The sequence below is a fragment of the Streptomyces sp. NPDC033216 genome (genome assembly GCF_055577115.1).
Window position 1 is genome coordinate 267,111 of sequence record NZ_JBVIQK010000007.1, and the last position, 19,239, is coordinate 286,349.

The 19,239-nt window shown below is 72.3% G+C and carries 17 protein-coding genes; 11 read left to right on the top strand and 6 right to left on the bottom strand.

Annotation, left to right across the window (positions count from 1 at the left end):
• Nucleotides 1-166 precede the first annotated feature (166 nt).
• The 3 genes from ACZ5Y0_RS16670 to ACZ5Y0_RS16680 are packed head-to-tail and all read left to right on the top strand — an operon-like array spanning nt 167 to nt 3,562.
• Nucleotides 167-1,117 (top strand): ABC transporter substrate-binding protein, encoded by a 951-nt coding sequence (locus ACZ5Y0_RS16670; protein WP_469129385.1) that lies wholly within the window; start codon nt 167-169, stop codon nt 1,115-1,117.
• Nucleotides 1,118-1,127: 10 nt separating this feature from the next.
• Nucleotides 1,128-3,068 carry an aromatic amino acid ammonia-lyase gene (locus tag ACZ5Y0_RS16675; RefSeq protein ID WP_469129386.1) on the top strand — a complete coding sequence of 647 codons (1,941 nt, stop codon included), beginning with the start codon at nt 1,128-1,130 and terminating at the stop codon, nt 3,066-3,068.
• Nucleotides 3,069-3,103: 35 nt separating this feature from the next.
• Nucleotides 3,104-3,562: an ankyrin repeat domain-containing protein gene (locus ACZ5Y0_RS16680; RefSeq protein ID WP_469129387.1), complete on the top strand. Its 459-nt coding sequence runs from the start codon at nt 3,104-3,106 to the stop codon at nt 3,560-3,562.
• 55 nt (nt 3,563-3,617) lie between these two features.
• Here ACZ5Y0_RS16680 and ACZ5Y0_RS16685 read toward each other — a convergent pair whose 3' ends face one another.
• Nucleotides 3,618-4,040, bottom strand: coding sequence for a DUF6114 domain-containing protein (locus tag ACZ5Y0_RS16685; RefSeq protein WP_469129388.1), 423 nt, complete (start codon nt 4,038-4,040; stop codon nt 3,618-3,620).
• Nucleotides 4,037-4,702 carry a DUF6230 family protein gene (locus tag ACZ5Y0_RS16690; protein ID WP_469129389.1) on the bottom strand — a complete coding sequence of 222 codons (666 nt, stop codon included), beginning with the start codon at nt 4,700-4,702 and terminating at the stop codon, nt 4,037-4,039. The genes ACZ5Y0_RS16685 and ACZ5Y0_RS16690 overlap by 4 nt, the downstream gene beginning before the upstream one ends.
• A 685-nt stretch (nt 4,703-5,387) precedes the next feature.
• On the opposite strand from ACZ5Y0_RS16690, the gene ACZ5Y0_RS16695 reads away from it, so the two are divergent.
• Nucleotides 5,388-6,026, top strand: a complete 639-nt coding sequence (locus ACZ5Y0_RS16695) for a Tat pathway signal sequence domain protein (protein ID WP_469129390.1) — start codon at nt 5,388-5,390, stop codon at nt 6,024-6,026.
• A 98-nt stretch (nt 6,027-6,124) separates the two neighbouring features.
• Here the strand turns inward: ACZ5Y0_RS16695 and ACZ5Y0_RS16700 are convergent, their stop codons facing one another.
• The gene (locus ACZ5Y0_RS16700) at nt 6,125-7,069 is read right to left on the bottom strand and encodes a lytic polysaccharide monooxygenase (protein WP_469129391.1); all 945 of its coding nucleotides are present in this window, start codon (nt 7,067-7,069) and stop codon (nt 6,125-6,127) included.
• A gap of 354 nt (nt 7,070-7,423) precedes the next feature.
• Here ACZ5Y0_RS16700 and ACZ5Y0_RS16705 point away from each other — a divergent pair, with 354 nt between their 5' ends.
• A complete protein-coding gene (locus tag ACZ5Y0_RS16705) occupies nt 7,424-9,259 on the top strand; it encodes a S8 family peptidase (protein ID WP_469129392.1) in 1,836 nt (611 codons plus the stop codon).
• A gap of 94 nt (nt 9,260-9,353) precedes the next feature.
• Here the strand turns inward: ACZ5Y0_RS16705 and ACZ5Y0_RS16710 are convergent, their stop codons facing one another.
• The gene (locus ACZ5Y0_RS16710) at nt 9,354-10,004 is read right to left on the bottom strand and encodes a ScbR family autoregulator-binding transcription factor (protein WP_469129393.1); all 651 of its coding nucleotides are present in this window, start codon (nt 10,002-10,004) and stop codon (nt 9,354-9,356) included.
• A 206-nt stretch (nt 10,005-10,210) separates the two neighbouring features.
• Between ACZ5Y0_RS16710 and ACZ5Y0_RS16715 the strand changes: the two genes are divergently transcribed.
• From ACZ5Y0_RS16715 to cyc2, 4 genes are all read left to right on the top strand, one after another.
• The gene (locus ACZ5Y0_RS16715) at nt 10,211-11,086 is read left to right on the top strand and encodes a ScbA/BarX family gamma-butyrolactone biosynthesis protein (RefSeq protein ID WP_469129394.1); all 876 of its coding nucleotides are present in this window, start codon (nt 10,211-10,213) and stop codon (nt 11,084-11,086) included.
• A gap of 69 nt (nt 11,087-11,155) precedes the next feature.
• Nucleotides 11,156-11,806: a ScbR family autoregulator-binding transcription factor gene (locus ACZ5Y0_RS16720; RefSeq protein ID WP_469129434.1), complete on the top strand. Its 651-nt coding sequence runs from the start codon at nt 11,156-11,158 to the stop codon at nt 11,804-11,806.
• A 238-nt stretch (nt 11,807-12,044) separates the two neighbouring features.
• The gene (locus ACZ5Y0_RS16725; protein WP_469129395.1) at nt 12,045-13,229 is read left to right on the top strand and encodes a damage-control phosphatase ARMT1 family protein; all 1,185 of its coding nucleotides are present in this window, start codon (nt 12,045-12,047) and stop codon (nt 13,227-13,229) included.
• Between the two features lie 134 nt (nt 13,230-13,363).
• A complete protein-coding gene (gene cyc2 / locus ACZ5Y0_RS16730) occupies nt 13,364-15,526 on the top strand; it encodes a germacradienol/geosmin synthase Cyc2 (RefSeq protein WP_469129396.1) in 2,163 nt (720 codons plus the stop codon).
• A gap of 204 nt (nt 15,527-15,730) precedes the next feature.
• Here cyc2 and ACZ5Y0_RS16735 read toward each other — a convergent pair whose 3' ends face one another.
• On the bottom strand, nt 15,731-16,540 hold the full coding sequence (locus tag ACZ5Y0_RS16735) for a CTP synthase C-terminal region-related (seleno)protein (RefSeq protein WP_469129397.1): 810 nt from the start codon (nt 16,538-16,540) through the stop codon (nt 15,731-15,733).
• Nucleotides 16,541-16,627: 87 nt separating this feature from the next.
• Here ACZ5Y0_RS16735 and ACZ5Y0_RS16740 point away from each other — a divergent pair, with 87 nt between their 5' ends.
• Together ACZ5Y0_RS16740 and ACZ5Y0_RS16745 are read left to right on the top strand one after the other, a co-directional pair.
• Nucleotides 16,628-17,494 (top strand): LysR family transcriptional regulator, encoded by an 867-nt coding sequence (locus ACZ5Y0_RS16740; protein WP_469129398.1) that lies wholly within the window; start codon nt 16,628-16,630, stop codon nt 17,492-17,494.
• Nucleotides 17,495-17,642: 148 nt separating this feature from the next.
• Nucleotides 17,643-18,221, top strand: coding sequence for a PDZ domain-containing protein (locus ACZ5Y0_RS16745; RefSeq protein WP_469129399.1), 579 nt, complete (start codon nt 17,643-17,645; stop codon nt 18,219-18,221).
• Between the two features lie 88 nt (nt 18,222-18,309).
• Here ACZ5Y0_RS16745 and ACZ5Y0_RS16750 read toward each other — a convergent pair whose 3' ends face one another.
• Nucleotides 18,310-19,065, bottom strand: coding sequence for a phosphodiesterase (locus ACZ5Y0_RS16750; RefSeq protein WP_469129400.1), 756 nt, complete (start codon nt 19,063-19,065; stop codon nt 18,310-18,312).
• Between the last annotated feature and the right edge of the window lie 174 nt (nt 19,066-19,239).

Sequence of the window (19,239 nt, forward strand, 5' to 3'; positions counted from 1 at the left end):
CCCGCGGGTGTCGTAGTGGCCTTTTCTCCTTCACAAACCGACACAACCGCCCGCGCATCGAAGCCAATCGGTAACCCGGTGGCACTTGACTGACGGAGAACGCGCTGGATTGGATCAGGTGGAGCGTTCGTTCTCTCCACCAACCTCCGAGCCCGGAACGGCAGACGTGACTTCCAACGCCCACAGCAGCAGGTCCTTCAGGAACCACCCAGGCGCGGCGGCCGTCGCGCTCGCCGCGATGACGGCCCTGCTGGCGGGTTGTTCCTCCGACGACACCGACCCGCTCTCCGAGGACAAGGCGGCCGGCGACACCGTCGTCGTCGGCTCCAACAACTTCGCCGAGAGCATCCTGCTGGCCGACATCTACGGCGAGGCCCTCAAGGCCAAGGACATCAAGGTGTCCTACAAGCCCAACATCGGCAGCCGGGAGACCACGTACGGCCTGCTCAAGAACGGTTCCATCACCGTCCTGCCCGAGTACAACGGCTCGCTGCTGGCGTACCTCGACGCCAAGGCCGAGCAGAAGTCGCTCGAGGCCGTCAACGCCGCCGCCAAGGCCAAGCTCGACCCGAAGCTGACCCTGCTTGAGTCCTCGCCCGCCGAGGACAAGGACTCCGTCACGGTCAACGCGGACACCGCGAAGAAGTACAACCTCACCGCGCGGTCCACGCTCGCCGACCTCAAGGACATCGCCCCCGAACTGGTCCTCGGGGGTTCACCCGAGTTCCAGACCCGGCAGCAGGGCATGGTCGGACTGGAATCGGTGTACGGACTGAAGTTCAAGACCTTCAAGGCCCTGGACGCCGGCGGTCCGCTGACCCAGGCCGCGCTGAAGAAGAACACCGTGCAGGCCGCGGACGTCTTCACCACGGACCCGACCATCACCAAGGAGAAGTTCGTCGTCCTCCAGGACCCGGAGAACCTCTTCGGTTTCGCGAACGTGACACCGCTGGTCTACAAGAGCGGGCTCTCGCAGAAGGGTGTCGACGCGCTCAACGCGGTCTCCGCCAAGCTCGACACCAAGACGCTGCTGGACCTGGACTCCCAGGTGCAGCTGGAGAGCAAGGACCCGCTGGACGTCGCCAAGGCCTGGCTGAAGTCCGTCGGCCTGGGCTGACCCGCCCGCGTTGGACACGACAGCACTTCCGGTCGTCCTGAACGGCACCACCCTCACCGTCGGCGAGCTGATCGCGCTCGCCGACGGTGCGGCCGTGCCCGTGACGGCCCCCGAGGCACGCGAGCGGGCCGTACGTTCCTTCCGCGCCGGACGCGAACTGGCCGCCGCCGGCCGGCTGTACGGTCGTGGCACCGGTGTCGGCGCCCAACGCGCGGTGTCCGTCGACCCGGACGACGAGGCAGCGCACGGCCTGCGCGTACTGCGCAGCCACGCGGGTGGGGCGGGGGCGCTGCTGCCCGCCCGGCAGATCCGCGCGATGCTCGCGATCCGCGCCAACCAACTCCTGGCCGGCGGCTCCGGCATCCACCCCGCCTTCATCGACGCCCTCGTCGAGGCCCTCCGCCTGGGCGTCCACCCGGCCGTCAACGAATACGGTTCGGTAGGCACGGGCGACCTGACGGCCCTGGCCCAGACGGGCCTGACCCTCCTGGGCGAAAGGCCCTGGCTGGACAGCGGGTTGAACAACCCGTCCGGGGCGGACAGGCCGGACCGGACGGGCAGCGTGCCCGAGGCCCGCACCGGCGGCGGGCACGAGGGAATCGCGGGCAGCGGTGGCGAGAGCCCGCCCACCGTGGACCGCGGCTCGCCCGACGGCGACATCACCTCGGTCGACGGCGCGTCCGGGGCGCGGTCCTCGAGGACGGCGCAAGGGCCAGGGCCAGAGAGCCTCTCCGACCCGCGCGGGAGCGCGCCCGAGGGCGGCCCCGCGCCTCGCGGCGGCACGCCGGGAATCCGGCCGGCGGGAGCCGGTACGGCACGCGACGGCGGGCCCGTGCCTGCCGGGACGGCGGCGGTGGGTGTGCCCGAGACCGTGCCTGCCGGGACGGCGGCGGTCGGTGTGCCCGAGACCGTGCCTGCCGGGACGGCGGCGGTGGGTGTGCCCGAGACCGTGCCTGCCGGGACGGCGGCGGTCGGTGTGCCCGCGCGGACCGGTCCCGCGTCCCGAGCCCTCCCCGCCCCCGTGGTCCTGCACCCGGGGGACGCGCTCGCGTTGCTCAGCAGCAACGCGCTCGCGCTGGGGCAGGCCTCGCTCGGTCTGCACGAGGTGGACCGGTTGCTGCGGGCCACACACGCCGTGGCCGCTCTGTCGCTGGCCGCGGTCGGCGGGTCGGCCGAGGCGTACGCCGCGCCCGTGCACGCGCTGCGGCCCTACCCCGGCGGGGCCCGTGCGGCAGGGGAGGTGCGGCGCCTGCTCGGGCTGCCGGACCGGCCGGAGAACTCGGGGCGCCGCATCCAGGACCCGTACGGCTTCCGTGCCTTCCCCCAGGTCCACGGCTGTGCCCTCGACGCGGCGGAACGACTGCGCGAGGTCGTCGAGGTGGAGATCAACTGCCCTTCGGAGAATCCCCTCGTGGCCCTCGACGGCACCGCGGCCTACCACCACGGCGGCTTCTTCGCCGCACCCCTGGGTCACGCCCTGGAGACGGTCAGCCTCACGCTGTTGCAGACCGCCCAGCTCTCGGCGGCGCGCCTGGCCGCGCTCGGCGATCCCGGTCTCACCGGCCTGTCCGCCTTCCTCGCCGTCGGCCCGGCCAGCAGCTCGGGCACGATGATTCTGGAGTACACCGCCAACTCGGCCCTGGCGGAGCTGCGTTCGTGCGCCGCTCCCGCCTCCGTCGGGCACGCCGTCCTGTCGCACGGGCTGGAGGAGGCGGCCAGCTTCGCGGGCCAGGCCGCCCGTCAGACGCTGCGCGCGGCGCAGGCGTACCGCACGGTCCTCGGCTGCGAACTGGTCGCGTCCGTCCGGGCGTTGAGAATGCACCCCGGGCCTCCGGCGGTGGCCGCCTTCACCCTGGCGGCGGGCGCCCTGCCCGACGGCACCGACGACCGCCCGCTGACCGGAGATCTGACCGCGGCGAGCGAACTTCTGCCGTTGCTGGCGCAGTTGTGAGCACCGTTACCGCCATCCGACTACCCTCGTCGGTCATGAACAGGCGGCGGCAGAAGAAACTGGCCACGAAACTCGTCACGGCGGCGTTGCTCGACGAGGGCGCCCGCGTCGACGCACTGCTGCGGGCCGGTGCGGACCCGGCGGCGGCCGACCGCGACGGCACCACCGCGCTGTACCTCGCCTCCGTCCAGGGCAACGCCGGCATCGCCCGACGGCTGCTGGAGGCCGGCGCCCCGCCCGACGCGGAGAGCGCCGGAGCCGGCTCCGAGGGAACCCCGCTGTGCGCGGCCGCCTGCTGGGGGCACACCGAGACCGCCCGTGTCCTGCTCGCCCACGGCGCCGACCCCGGCCTGCGCGAGGACCGGGGCACGGGCTGGACGCCGCTTCAGTGGGCGCAGCGAGGGCCGCACCCCGAGGCGATCGCCGTACTGCTCGCGGCGGGGGCGGCCGCTTCCCCGCCGGCGGGACGCCGGTGGAAAAGGGACCGGGAGTGATCCCGTCGACGGTGGATCGTGCCCGGCCCCCGCGGTGAGCCCGGCGGAGCCCCGCTCAGGCGGGTTCACCGGCCTGCGCCAACGGCGGCTGATCAGCCGCCCGCGCCTCCTCGCGCCGCTGCCTGCGGAATCCGCGCGGCTCCTGGTCCGGCAGCCACCCGAAGGTCAGGCAACTGCCCACGACCCCGAGGAGCAGACCGACGAAGAAGCCCCCGAGGTTCGAGGTGGGCCACGTCCCGAGGGACAGCAGCACGCCGATGATCGAGTAGAACAGCCGCTGCGTCGGGTTGAACAGGATCAGCAGCCCGATCAGCACCATCAGGGTCGGCAGGAGATAACCCGCCAGGCCCTGCATACCGATGTGCAGGATCACCGGAAGCGGTGCCTTCATGGTCACCAGGATCTCCGCGCCGCCCAGGACGAGCAGCAGCCCGCCCGGGAAGGGACGGCGCGCGGTCCACCGTCGGAAGCGGTTCACCGCGGGCAGCCCTCGCCCCCGAACCGCATGTGCAGGTCGGGCAGCTTGAACACGGCGGCGGTGGCGGCGTAGTTGTGCTGGTACAGGTTGTTGATGACGACCTTCTCCGCCTGCTGGCCGTAGACGCCCGGCATGCCGCGGGTGTCGACCTTGTCGAAGGTGCTGGCGTCGCGGCCGATCTCGATGTTGTTGAACGCGGCGTCGCCGGTGATGTCGTCCGAGTCGATCGCCAGGTTCTCCACGCTCACCCTGTCGCCCTTGTCGCCGGCGGTGAGGACGAGCTGGACACCGCCGAGGTCGACGCTCTGGCACAGGCTGGTCAGCTTGCCCGACTTCACCACTGACGTGACGACCAGGACCTGACCGCCGGTGTCGCCCTCGTTGGGGCTGTTCTCGATCATGTGGTCCAGCGAGCCGAACTGTGCGAATCCGTTTCCCTCGAGCTTGTCGGCGGTCACCACGAACGGCATGCCGGAGATCGCGAACTGCACACCGAGGGCCCCCTGGGCGGTGAGCACCGCGAGGCCTGCGGCGACGAAGGTGGCGGGCACGGCCATCACGGCGGCCCGGCGCAGCCGGACCCGGCCGCGCCTGTCTGCGGAACCGCTTGCCGGGTTCCCGGTGTTCTCGGCGGACGATGTGACGTCCGAGGACGAGGCCATGTCTGCTCCCATAGGCATAGTCATGCGGGTTGGGCTTCAGTGGCGCGTTGTCCTGGCGCGGACAGCGGCTACCGCGCACGTCGCCTCACAACTCCCGGAAACTGCAAGGGCTTTCTCATTACGCGTCAGTAGCCAACGAGGAAGTTACCGATGGTTACACCCCAGGGTCAAGGGAGATGTGGAAATGGGGTGTGGGAAGCGTGCGGCTGTCGGCCGACATGTTCGGCGCTCTCTCCGCATATATCTGCGCACCCGGCAACTTCGGTGAGAGGCCTTGACTGTGACGAACCATCAGGTCTACAACTCTCGGTGACTCAGCCCGGATCCGTGGCGCCGGATCCGTAGCGCGGCGAGCCGCTCTCCGCGCTCCCGGACCCCCGGTCCGGCCGTCCGCGAAACCGACGGCCGGACCCCCGTCGGTACGGGTACGACCTGCCCGGGCATCCAGCACGGGCACCTCACGCGCCCCGAGTCCGATTCCCACCCGGCGCCGCCACGGCCGCTTCCCCCTGCGGCTGTGCCCGCCGCCACCTCCCTGCCGGTCCGTCACGTACGGAGAAGGCGTGCCGGGCCGGCACCGGTTCGGGCGTCGACTCGCGTTCCGCGACTCCCCTGAGCACACCCCTCTCGGAACACCTCCCAGAAACCTCTGGGGCACCCCCACTCGAGAAAACGAGGCACCCGCATGCGCACTCGCCCTCTCCTCGCCCTCGCCGGTACCGTTGCCGCCCTCTCGCTGACGGCGGCCACCCCGGCCTCCGCGGCCGGCCCGGCCGTCCTCACCACCGCCAACGGCGACGTCGCGGTCGGTGACGTCCTCACCGCCTCCCTCGCCGGTGGCACCAACGCCACCCTCTACTCCTCCGCCACCGGGACCAGTGGCGTCTCCTGCGCCTCGTCGGGCTTCACCGCCACCGTCACCGGCAACCCCACCGCTCCCGGCACGGCCACCGAGTCGCTCACCGCGCACACCTTCGGCAACTGCTCCGCGAACGTCCCGGGCGTGCTCGGCGTCACCAGCATCACGGTCAACAACCTGCCGTACTCCACGGCCGTGTCCTCCGCCGGCGCCGTCACCGTGACCCCGGCGGCCGGTTCCACCATCCAGACGACGGTCGTGCTGCGCACCCTCCTCGGCAGCATCAGCTGCGTCTACCGGGCGCCCAGCCTGACCGGCGTGGCGAGCAACGCCGACAACAGCATCACCTTCACCGGTCAGCAGTTCACCAAGGCGTCCGGCTCGTCGCTGTGCTTCGCCAACGGCTACTTCACCGCCAAGTACGCCCCGGTGACCGACGCGGGCGCCGTCGTCACCGTCAACTGATCGTCGGGGGGAGGTTCAGCGACCGGTTCGGACCCCGGCCCGCGAAGCGAGCCGCAAGCTGCTCCGGGACCGGTCCGGAAAGGGGCTGAGGCAACGGTTCAGCGCCGTCGTAGGCGCAGTACCAGGGTGGCGCCGCCGGTGAGCACCAGCACCGTCGCGGCGCCACCCGCCAGCAGCGGCGCGGACGGCCCGGAGCCGGCCCCGGAGGCGGAGGCCACCGGGGTGCTCGCGGGAGTCGCGGCGGCCGGCGTGCCGGTGGCCGGCGCCGCTCCCCGTGCGGGGGCGGCGGACGTCGTCGTACCGGCCGCCCTACTGGCCGAAACCGAGGGGTCGGCGGACGGGGGCCTCGTCGATGCGGTGCCCGTTGCCGCCGACGGCGAGGACGCCGCCGCGGCCTTCTCCGGGAACACCACGTCCGAGCACGAGTAGTAGGTGTCGGGCGTCCCGCTGTTCTGCCAGACCGTGTACAGCACCTGACGTCCCGTGCGGTCGGCGGGCAGCTCGGCCGTGAGCCGGTAGGCGCCGTCCCGCAGTGCCGGGTCCGTCACCTGGGCGAACGGCCGATCGGGGAGATCGTCCCAGGTCAGCGGCTGGGACGGGTCGTATCCCGGCTTCGTCAGGTAGAACCTGAACGTGCCCTTGTGCGGGATCGTCGAGACATACGTCATGCGCAGTGTCCCGCCCGGCGTGAGGCGGGTCGACGGCCAGTCGGAGCGCGCGAGGTCCAGTCCCCGGTAGGCCGGCAGGCCGCCGCTGCACAACCGCCCGTCGGGAATCGTGCTCCGGTCGCGGCCGCCGACGTTCGCCACCCGCAGGTTGTCCCAGGCCGTGAAGGGCGCTCCGTTGGCGGCCACGGCCGCCCGACAGGCGGCGGACCCGGACGGCGGACCGCCCTCGGGGGAGCAGGCGTACACACGGCTGACCGGGTTCGTCGGCGCGCCGTGCGCCTGCGCCGGTGCCGCCGCCCACAGCAGCGCCGGCAGCAGCGGGGTCAGGACGGTGGCCGCCAGGGCGGCGGTGCGGTGTGCGGTCGTGCGGCGCATCGGGGACGTCTCCTCCGGCCGGCGCGGGAACGGTTCGACGTGCAGTACGCGGTGGCGGCCCGGCGCGTTCAACGCGCCGCGCACCGGACCTCTCCCCGGCAAATCCGGGCAATCGCGCGCCACTTGCCGCTGCCGAGGGTCGTATTCCAGCCTGATCGAGGGTTTCCCCCGTATCCGAACCACAGGTGCCCTGCCTATCGTTCCAGCACAGCTGACCCACAGGTAACCCCTCGTGGCGGCAGCCCGCCTGGCCGGCCATCGCGTTGCTCCTCGGTTCACCCCCCGCCGCTTCGACGACGAAGCGAATCGACCGCGGCTCCTCCTGCCCGGAGCCGGCCACGAAAGGCACGCCCCATGCGCACCTCACCCGCCCTCAGACGGAAGCTGATATCCGTCGCCGCGGTCTCCGCGGCCCTCCTGACCGCCGCCACCACCGCCTCCTCCGCCGCCACCCCGGGCAGCGCGCCGGCCGAGGCCGCCGTGCCGGCCGCTCAGACCGAGGCCGCCGTGCCGGCCGCTCAGACCGAGGCCGCGCCCGGCACCCCGGCCGAGCGCCTGATCGTCGGCTACAAGTCCGGTGCGGAGGAGGCCAAGTCGAACCAGGCTGCCGAAGCCGACGCCGCCGCGAAGGGCAAGGAGGCCGGCGAGGACGTCGACTTCACGCGCCGCCTCGGCACCGGCGCAGCCCTGGTCGACCTGGGCTCCGGCGTCACCGGAGCGGACGTCGCCGACGTCGTCGCCGAGTACCGGGCCGACCCGCAGGTCGCCTATGTCGTACCGGACCGTCTGAACACCGCGAAGGCCGACCCCAACGACACCGAGTACGCCAAGCAGTGGGACCTGTTCGAGGCCACCGCCGGCATGAACGTACCCGGCGCCTGGAACACCGCGACCGGCACCGGCGTGACGGTCGCCGTCATCGACACCGGGTACGTCGCCCACAGCGACCTCGCCGCGAACATCGTCGGCGGCTACGACTTCATCGCCGACACCGCCGTCTCGGTGGACGGCGACGGCCGTGACAGCAACCCGGCCGACCCGGGCGACTACTACGCGGCCAACGAGTGCGGCTCGGGCATCCCGGCCAGCAACTCCTCCTGGCACGGCACCCACGTCGCCGGCACCATCGCCGCCGTCACCAACAACGGCAAGGGCATCGCGGGCATCGCCCACGGCGCCAAGATCTCCCCCCTCCGCGTCCTCGGCAAGTGCGGCGGTTACGACTCCGACATCATCGACGCCATCACCTGGGCGTCCGGCGGTACGGTGTCCGGCGTGCCCGCCAACACCAACGTCGCCAAGGTCATCAACATGAGCCTGGGCGGCGACGGAGCCTGCACGTCGGCCACCCAGAGCGCGATCAACGCGGCCGTGAGCCGGGGCACGACCATCGCCGTGGCGGCCGGGAACGAGAACGACAACGTCGCGAACCACTCGCCGGGCAACTGCAACAACGTGATCTCGGTCGCCGCGACGAGCCGCACCGGCGCCAAGGCCTCGTACTCCAACTACGGCTCCCTCGTGGACATCTCGGCGCCCGGTGGCCAGACCAGCACCGGCACCGCGAACGGCATCCTGTCCACGCTGAACTCCGGCACCAAGACGGCGTCCACGGAGTCGTACGCCTACTACCAGGGCACCAGCATGGCCACCCCGCACATCGCCGGCCTGGTCGCGCTGATGAAGTCGGCGAACTCCTCGCTGACCCCGGCACAGATCGAGACGGCCATCAAGAGCAACGCCCGTGCCCTGCCCGGCGCCTGCTCCGGCGGCTGCGGCGCGGGTCTGGCGGACGCGGCCAAGACGGTGCAGGCGGTGAGCGGCTCCGGCGGCTCCACCGGGGGCACCACCTTCACCAACACCACCGCGGTCGGCATCCCGGACAACGGGTCGGCCGTCGAGTCGTCGATCGCCGTCACCGGCCGCACCGGCAACGCGCCCACGGCCCTCCAGGTCGGCGTGGACATCACCCACACCTACCGCGGTGACCTGGTCATCGACCTCGTCGCCCCGGACGGCACGGCGTACCGCCTGAAGGCGTCCAGCACCTCGGACTCCGCGGACAACGTCGTCGCCACCTACTCGGTGAACGCCTCCAGCGAGGTCGCCAACGGCACCTGGAAGCTGCGGGTGCAGGACGTCGCCGCCCAGGACACGGGCCGGCTCAACAGCTGGAAGCTGACCTTCTAGGCCTCGCGCCGTACGGAGGAGCGGTCTCGCGACCGCACAAACGGGCGGGCCGGCCGGTGTGGATGGACACCGACCGGCCCGCCGCACGTCCGGGTCAGGAAGCGACGCGCTGCTCCAGCGAGGCCAGCACCCGGGCGCCCCGGTCGGCGCGGGCGTCGAGACCGGGGAGCAGACCGGGCACCGCGATGCTGGGCAGGATGTGCGCCCACATCACCGACAGCCGGTCACCGAGGTCGGCGCGGTCGGTCAGCGCCCGGGACATCAACTGGACGCCCGTGAAGGCGCCCACCAGCAGCTCGACCGTTTCCGCCGGCTTCACCGTGGGCAGCAACTCGCCTTGCGCGCCCGCCAGTTCCAGCAGCTCGGCCAGCGCCTTCGCCCACTGCCGGAACGGCTCGCCGTGGTCCACCCCCGACGGCGTCTCCTGGTCCACCGCCAGCCGCACGCTGCCCCGCAGCAGGGCGTTGTCCAGCAGCCGACGCGCCACCACGAAGGTCATGTCGATGATCTCCTGGAGCTTGCACGGCTGCGGCGGGACCGACCCGAAGGGCACCTGCTCGTTCAGGACGGCCTGCGCGAGGGCCTCTTTCGAGGCGAAATGGAAGTACAGGGCACCCTTGGTGACCTGGGCGCGCTCCAGGACCATGGAGATGGTGGTGGAGGTGTAGCCGTGCTCGTCGAACACCGCGCCCGCCGCTTCCACGACCGCCCTGCGCGTCCTGATCGCGCGCTCCTGCTTCGCCATTGAAGAGCCCTTTCACGGCACCGAGTCGGCCGTCCCCGCTGTCGGATGCGGGTTCGTTCCGATCATAGGATGCCGTCGACTGATCTCATTGAAGACAAACCGGTCGCCTCGTACTCTAACGCTCACCGAGCGGGCGGTTCGCCGTCCGCCGTGGCCTTCGGGGGGCCGTAGGGAGAGAGATGACTCGACCGCGGCAGCCTGCCGACATGCCGTCCCTGACCGCAACCGTTCCGCGCCAACTCGTCCATCGCGCCGCCGTCGCCGAGACCTTCCTCACCGGCTGGCGGCGCACCGGCACCGACCGGTTCACCGTGTCCGCCCAGTGGCCGCGCGCCCACGGATTACACGTGTCGCCCGACTGGTCCGCGTACGACCCGCTGCTCGTCGTCGAAACGATCCGGCAGAGCGGCACCCTGGTCACCCACACCGAGTACGAGGTCCCGTTGGATCGGCGGTTCGTCCTCAACGAGCTGCGGGTCAGGACGGAGGCCGCGACGTTGGCGCTCGGCCCCCTGCCGGCCGAACCCGAGGTCGAACTCGTCTTCACCGACGTCCGCTACCGGGGCGGGCGCCCCGCGGCCGCCCGCTACACCGCGCGCGTCCTGCGCGAGGGCACCCTCGTCGCCACCGCGGACGTCGCCTTCACCTGTGTGAGCGGACCCGTCTACCAGCGGCTGCGCGGCGGGCGTACGCCCGAGACCGTGACCGCCCTCCCCGTCCCACCGGGCGTACCCGTCGAAGCCGTCGACCGCGCCCTGCCCACGGACGTCGTCCTCGCCCCCGCCGACCGACCGGACCGCTGGCAGCTGCGAGTACATACCGCACACCCCGTTTTCTTCGACCATCCGCTCGACCACGTTCCCGGCATGCTCCTGCTGGAGTCCGCCCGCCAGGCGGCCCTGCTGCGAACGCCGGGGAAACGGGTGCCCACGGCTTACCACGCCGTCTTCCACCGGTACGCTGAGCTGGACGAACCCATCTGGATCGAGGCGAAGGGCGGCCACGGCACCGAGGTGCAAGTGGTCGGCCTGCAAGGGGAATCGACGGTCTTTGACTGCCTGGTCGGTACCGCCGGATCGTGAACTGTTGTTTACTGGGGGTGAGAAACAAACGGCATGACCCGTTCCTTACCGCCCAGGGGTGACCAGTCGATGGCGAGGCAACTACGCGCGGAACAGACCCGCGCGACGATCATCAGGGCCGCAGCCGATCTGTTCGACCGCAACGGCTACGAGTCGACCAGCCTCAGCGACATCGTCGAGCACGCCCAAGTCACCAAGGGCGCGCTCTACTTCCACTTCGCGGCCAAGGAGGATCTCGCCCAGGCCATCCTGGAGTTGCAGTCCCAGGCCTCGCGCCGGGTCGCCGGTGAGATCGACGACCGCGGCTACCCGTCCCTCGAAGCCCTGATGCGCCTCACCTTCGGGATGGCGCGGCTGTCGGTCGAGGGCCCGATCGCCCGCGCGGGCCTGCGCCTGGCCACCGGCGGCGTCGCCGTACGGCCGCCCGTGCCCCACCCGTTCACCGAGTGGCTGGAGCTGATCTCCCGCCGACTCGTCGGCGCGGTGCGGGAGTCCGACATCCATCCGGACGTCGACGTGGACGCCGTGGCCCACTCCCTGGTCTGTTTCTTCGTCGGCACCCGCGTGGTCGGCCGCTCCCGCGAACCCGGCACCCGGCTCCCGCGCCGCATGGCCGAGATGTGGCTCGTCCTCATCCGCGGCCTGGTCCCGGTCCCCCGCCGTCCCCGCTACCTGAGCCTCGCGGCCCGTCTGGAACGGGAGGTCATGGCGGCGGTCTGAACGACCCCGCCCGTGTTCCGCCGCCCTCGCGGCCGGTGGCCCGCGCGGGGAAGCCGATTCCGCGGTCCGTGACACCGCCCAAGGCCGATCGCGCCCGGACCCGCGCCCGCGGGCCACCCCCGGACCCGCCCGCGGGCCACCTCGCCGTCCGCATGTCTTCACCCCCTCCCGCGCCCCGCGCCCGCCCCCGCCGTCCGCCTGCCTCCACCCTCACCCGCCCCGCGATACCGTGATGCGCATGCCCGACACTCCCGTGCCGCCCGTGATCCTCGGCGACGAGCCCGGCTCCTTCCCGCGCGGCGTCCTCGCCGAGAGGCACCCGGCGATCATCCGGCAGGTGCGGGACGCCTTCCCCTACGGACCGGACGTCCGGCGGTCCCTGGAGGCCCTGCTGACGACCTGCGTCGAGGGCGTGATCGAGCCGCTCCCCGCCGACGCGCACGACCGCGAGCGCTGGCGTGCCTGGGGGCTGGACGAATTCGCGGGCAGCTCCTGGTACGAGGTGCCCTGGCTGTGGTCGGAGAGCTACTTCTACCGCCTGCTCCTCGAAGCCGTCGGCTGGTTCCGGCCCGGTCCCTGGCAGGGCCTCGACCCGTTCCGCCCGTTCAAGCTGGCCGAGCTGGACGCTCCCGAGACCGACGAGGAACTCGCCGCGCTGGACGGCCTCGGGGACCTCCCGGCACGGGAACGGGCCCAGGCCCTGTTGCACGGCTCGCTGTGGGGCAACCGCGCCGACCTCGGCTTCCGGCTGTCCGACGCGGGCGCGCGGGACCGGGCCGCCGTACCCGGTCTCGTCGCCGACGACAGCGAGACGCTGTGGGAGCTGCTGGAGCCCGCGAATGCCGCCGAGGGCACGCTGTGCCTGGTCGCCGACAACGCCGGCCGCGAGCTGATCCCCGATCTGCTCCTCGCCGCCCACCTGCTCGCCCACCGGCGCGTCGGCCGGGTCGTCCTGCACCTCAAGCCCTACCCCTACTACGTCTCGGACGCCACGACGGCCGATGTCGTCGACGCTCTGCGCCGCCTGACGGCGGCTCAGGGGGCGGCCGCCGCCTACGGGCGGCGGCTGTGGGCGGCCATGGCGGACGGCACCCTCACGGTCCGCGCCCACCCCTTCGCCGCGGCCCCGCTGCCGTACGAGCGGATGCCCGACGACCTGCGCGCCGAGTTCGCGGCCGCGGCGCTGACGATCGTGAAAGGCGACCTCAACTACCGACGTCTGGTGGGCGACAGGCTCTGGCCGCCGACCACCCCCTTCGCGGACGTGACCGCACACTTCCCCGGCCCGGTCGTCGCCCTGCGCACCCTGAAGTCGGACGTGATCACCGGGCTGTCCGCCGACACCGAGGCCGCCCTGACCGCCGCCGAGGGACGGAGCTGGCGGACCGGTGGGACGCACGCGCTGATCCAGACCAGGAAGTGAGCACGGCGCGGACCGTCGTGTCCGACCGCAGGCATAGGCGCCCCACGCGCAAGGATTCGGCCCTGGTTCACGCGATGGTGTGACCATGTGCCGCGCCGCGGATGACGGTCGAATGTGCCGGGTAGGGCCCGGCCATGACGCAGCCGTTCGAACTCCCGCACTTCTACATGCCGTATCCCGCGCGGCTCAACCCTTACGTCGACGAGGCCCGCGCCCACTCGACGCGCTGGGCGCGCGAGATGGGCATGCTGGAGGGCTCCGGGATCTGGGAGGAGGCCGACCTCGACGCCCACGACTACGGCCTGCTCTGCGCCTACACCCACCCCGACTGCGACGGCCCCGCTCTGTCGCTGATCACCGACTGGTACGTATGGGTGTTCTTCTTCGACGACCACTTCCTCGACATGTTCAAACGCACCCCGGACCGGGCGGCGGGCAAGGCCCACCTCGATCGGCTGCCGCTGTTCATGCCGCTGGACCTGTCGACTCCGGTGCCGGAGCCGGAGAACCCGGTCGAGGCGGGCCTCGCCGACCTGTGGGCGCGTACCGTGCCGGCGATGTCCGTCGACTGGCGGCGCCGTTTCGCCGTCGCCACCGAGCACCTCCTCAACGAGTCGATGTGGGAGCTGTCCAACATCAACGAGGGGCGGATCTCCAACCCCGTCGAATACATCGAGATGCGCCGCAAGGTGGGCGGCGCCCCCTGGTCGGCGGGGCTCGTGGAGTACGCGACGGCCGAAGTCCCCGCCGCCGTGGCCGGATCACGGCCGCTGAGGGTGCTGATGGAGACCTTCTCCGACGGCGTGCACCTGCGCAACGACCTGTTCTCCTACCAGCGCGAGGTCGAGGACGAGGGGGAGCTGAGCAACGGCGTGCTCGTCCTGGAGACGTTCTTCGGCTGCACCACCCAGGAGGCCGCCGACATCGTCAACGACATCCTCACCTCCCGTCTCCACCAGTTCGAGCACACCGCCGTGACCGAAGTGCCCGCGCTGGCCCTGGAGAACGGCCTGCGCCCGGACGAGGTCGCCGCCGTGGCCGCCTACACCAAGGGACTTCAGGACTGGCAGTCCGGCGGTCACGAGTGGCACATGCGCTCCAGCCGCTACATGAACAAGGGAGCCACCTCCCTCTCGCCCTGGCAGAGGCTGACCCACCCCGGCACGTCCGCCGCCGACGTCGGCGCCCTCCTCGCCTCGGCCGCCGCGGAACGCCGGCGCGCGTACACGTACGTGCCGTTCCAGAAGGTCGGTCCGTCCCGGCTGCCCGAGTTCCACATGCCCTTCCAGGTGGAGCTGAGCCCGCACCTGGACCGGGCCCGCCAGAACCTGGTCGAGTGGACGGGCCGGATGGGCATGCTGTCCGAAGGGGTGTGGGACGAGGACAAGCTCGCCTCCTGCGACCTCGCGGTGTGCTCCGCGGGCCTGGACCCCGACGCCACCCAAGAGGCCCTCGATCTCAGCGCCTCATGGCTGGCGTTCGGCACCTACGGCGACGACTACTACCCGCTGGTGTACGGCCAGCGCCGCGATCTGGCCGCCGCCAGGGTCACCACCGCCCGCCTCTCGGCCTGCATGCCCCTCGACGGCGAGGAGACCCTCGTCCCGCTGAACGCCATGGAACGGTCCCTGATCGACCTGTGGGCGCGCACGACCGCCGCCATGACCCCCGACCAGCGGCGCACCCTGCGCGCGGCGGTCGACAGCATGACGGAGAGCTGGGTGTGGGAGCTGGCCAACCAGCTCCAGAACCGCATCCCCGACCCCGTCGACTACCTGGAGATGCGGCGTGCCACCTTCGGCTCCGACCTCACCCTGAGTCTGTGCCGCATGGGCCAGGGCCCCGCCGTCCCGCCGAAGGTGTACGCCAGCGGCCCGGTCCGTTCGCTGGAGAACGCGGCCATCGACTACGCCTGCCTGCTCAACGACGTGTTCTCGTACCAGAAGGAGATCGAGTACGAGGGTGAGATCCACAACGCGATCCTCGTCGTGCAGAACTTCTTCGGCTGCGACTACCCGACCGCACTCGGTGTCGTCCACGACCTGATGACCCAGCGCATGCGGCAGTTCGAGCACGTCGTCGCCCACGAACTACCGGTCCTCTACGACGACCTCGACCTGTCGGCGGAGGCCCGTGACGCCATGCGCGGATACGTGGCGGACCTTCAGAACTGGCTGGCCGGCATTCTGAACTGGCACCGGGCGGTGGACCGCTACAAGTCCGCCTACCTGTCCCGCCGGTCCCACGGCTTCCTGCCCGACCGTCCGCCCGCCGTCCCCGCGCTGCCGGTCGGCTGACCGCGCACACGAACCACCCCTTGCCGCGGACCGGTTCGCCACTGTTCACAGGAAGCGCCGTCGCCGGAGGGCGGGGCACCACTGCTCGCCCGAAGTGCCGTCACCGGCGCGGCGGTTCGTCGCCACTCGCACGAACCGCCGTCGGACGCGCGACGGTTGGTCACCCTCGGCCGGACGGCCACCGACCGTCCCGCGGTGTGTTCGTCACACCGGCCGCGCCACCGACCGTCGCGAGGCGTGTTCGACCGCCGCTCGCGCCAGCCCTCGCACCATGGGGTGCGGGCGAGCGCCGTCGCCGTACAACTCCGGCTGGAAGAGGGAGGCCAGGAAGAAGGGGTGGCCGGGCAGTTCCGCCATCCGGACCTGGCCCGCCGCGTCCCGGCCGGAGAACCGCAGGCCGTGCGCGACCAGCGTGTCGAAGTGACGGGAGAGGCCGTACCGACAGGAGTAGCGTTCCACCGTGGACTCGCTGCCGACCACCGCGTGGGCCAGCGATCCCGGCTCCAGCAGGACGGTGTCCTCGTGGCCCTCCAGCGAGCAGGCCAGCGGTTCGAGCAGCGGGTCCTCGGCGTCGGGGTCGTTCTCGGCGTGCGACGCGCGGGTCAGGCCGCAGACGTCGCGGGCGAATTCCAGCAGGGCGTGCTGAAAGCCGCCGCAGGTGCCGAGGAACGGGATGTTCTCCTCGCGAGCCGTGCGGATCGCGGCGAGGACACCGGCCTCGCTGCGGTACGGGCTGCCCGGTACCACCCACACCGCGTCGAAGCCGCGCACCGCGCCCTCGGCCTCCGCGTCGGGCGAGGGGATCCAGTACGCGTCGAGGACCAGCCGCTCACGGGCGGCGAGGGCGCCGAGCAGGAGCGGTATCCGGGTGTGCGAGACGACGTCGGGGGAGTGGTCGCCCACCAGGGCGACCCTGGCGATCCGGGCGGTACCGGCCGCCCGAGCCGTTCCGTCGATCGGAGGGGTGGCGGCCGGCCGAGCGGGGCCGGTGATCTGAGCGGTGCTGTCGGTCATGCCCTCATCCTCGGAGCCGTGCCCACTTCACGTCCAACGATGATTCCCGCACCTGCCATAAGCAGAACTGATGCGACCCTGGTCGGCATGGACCCGCACCTCCTGCGCACCTACGTCACCGTTGCCCGTCTCGCCTCCTTCTCGGAGGCGGCCCGCGATCTCGGCTACACCCAGTCGGCCGTGTCCCAGCACATCGCGGCCCTCGAACAGGACCTGGGGGCACCGCTGCTCACCCGCCGTCCCGTCGCCCCCACCGCGACCGGTGAGCGGCTCCTCGAACACGCCGGACCCCTGCTGCTGCGCCTGGCGGCGGCCCGCGCCGACGTCGTACGGATGGCCACCGCCCCCGACCACGGCCTGACCCTGGCCGCTTCTCCGACCGCGCTCACCCCCGCGGCCGTGGCCGCGCTCCCGCCCGCCGGTGTGACGCTGCGCGTGCTCGCCCGCGACGAGGTCCCCGCCGCGGTCGCCGCGGGCACCGCCGACCTCGGCCTCGTCGACGGCCTGGCCGCTCCCAGCGACCCGCTCCGGCTGCCCGACGTGGCGCCGCTGACGACGTGCGGCGTCGGTGAGGAACCGGTCGGTGTCCTGCTGCCCGCCGACCACCCCCTGGTCCGCCGCGCCGGCCTGCGTCTCGGTGACCTCGCCGACGCCCGCTGGATCGACGCCCCCGACACGGGCCTGCCGCTGCCCCAGCTCCGCGCCGCGAGCGGCGGCCACGGCTTCCGCCCGGCGCTGCGCTACGACGGCACCGACGTCCGCGTCCTGACGGCGCTCGCCGCCGCCGGCCACGGCCTGGCCCTTCTGCCCCGCTCTGCGACGGCGGGTGTGCCGGGTGCGGTGACCGTGCCGCTCACCGCACCGCGGGTCGTCCACCGGGTGGAACTCGTGCACGCCGGCACCCCGACGGGCGCCGCACAGGCCCTGGTCGCGGCGCTGTCCGCGCGCGCGTGAAGCCCGTCCGCGCGCGCGTGAAGCCCGTCCGTGCGCGCGTGAGGCCCGTCCGCCGACGCCGGTACCGCGTCGACCGCTGGTCAGTCTCACTCGTTCGTGGCCGGTGGCGCTCCGGTGCGACGGGTAGAGCACCAGGCGGAGGCGATCCATGGAACAGACCGCGTTGCGTCCCAAGCCCCTGCCCGGCCAGGAGGGCGGCGGCACCCCGTCGTGCGGCCGGCCTCGCCATCCGCACGCCGCCCGCCGTCGCGGCCGGCGTCTGACGACCCTGCTGTTCGGGCTGTTCGTCGGTACGGTCCTGGTGCTGTCCGGAGTAGGCCTCGGCACCGTGGGGGCCACCGTGGTCGGCGCGAGCAGGCTGGGCGAGCTGCAACGGCAGACCGGCGGGACCGCGCCGGGTGCCGCGGCCCGTGCGGACGGCCGGGGCCCCTCCGCGTCGGCCGCCCCGTCACCGGCGCCCGCGGACGCCACCCTGGGACTGGAGGTCGTGGACGCGAAGAAGGCGGGGGCCGAGATCGTCGCCGTCCATGTGCCCGGCCCCGGATACTCGGCCGGTCTGGTGCGCGGGGACGTCGTGCTGCACTTCGGCAGGACCCGGATCGACTCGGCGGCGGATCTCGCACGGGCGGTCGACGAGGCGAGACCGGGCCGGGAGATCAGAGTGACGGTCCGTCACGACAGCGGTGTCTACCAGCAGTTGACCCTGGTGCCGGGGATCGTGACCTGACCGTCCGGTCCGTGTGCCACCTGAGTCAGGGGACAGGTTCCCGTGCCGGAGGGCCGCGCCCGGTCCGCGTACGCGGGCGCCGCCGGTGTCAGACGACCACCCGGAAGTGGCTCGTGAGCCGGCGCTCGTCGTCCAGGACGTGGAACGCGAGACCGACCGGCGCTTCCCGGTCGGCGATCTGGTCGCCCTCCCAGGGCAGACGCAGTGTCCATGTCACGCCGGGGCCCACCACCAGCGGCCGCCCGGCGAAGGTGGTGGCGGCCGGGGTGTGGGCATGGCCCGTGATGATCCCGGCGATCTCCGGCCGCCGCTCCAGCAGCGCGGCCAGCCGGCCGGGGTCCCCCAGCCGGTACGAGTCGGGCAGGGGGTGGTGGACCGCCACCGGAGGGTGGTGGAAGGCGAGAAGCGCCGGCACGTCCCCGTCCAGCTCGTCCAGGGTCTCCTCGATCCAGGCGTACGTCTCGTCCGTCAGGGCCCCCTCGTCCTCGCCCGGGATGCTGGAGTCGCACATCAGGACCGCGCCCCCGTCGAACACCTGGACGCTGTTGACCGGCCCGCCGGCGGCCGGCTGCCCGAGCAGGGCCTTGCGGTAGGGGGCGCGGCGGTCGTGGTTCCCGGGGCAGGTCAGCACCGGCCAGGGGGTGTCGGGGGCCTGGGGGCGCAGGACGCGTGCGGCCTCCTCGTACTCGGCCTCCGTCCCGTGGTCCGCGATGTCGCCGGTGACCAGCAGGGCGTCCACCCGCCCCGGCAGGTTCCGGAGCCGCTCGCACACCCGCTCGGCGCGCTCGGTGGCGCGGGCGCTCCCGTCCAGATGCAGATCACTGATGTGGGCGAGTACGAGCACGGGGTCGGCCTCCCGACATGGATCAACGCTTGTGCTGGATCTCAGCATGAGGGCTGATGGGCGGTCAATCCATATCCGTCAGGAGCGCCGGGGCGGCGATCCCCTGGGGAAACCCTGCCAATCGGGTCGCGCCGCCCCTGCTGACCGGGCAGGATGCTGCCCGTAGTCACACGT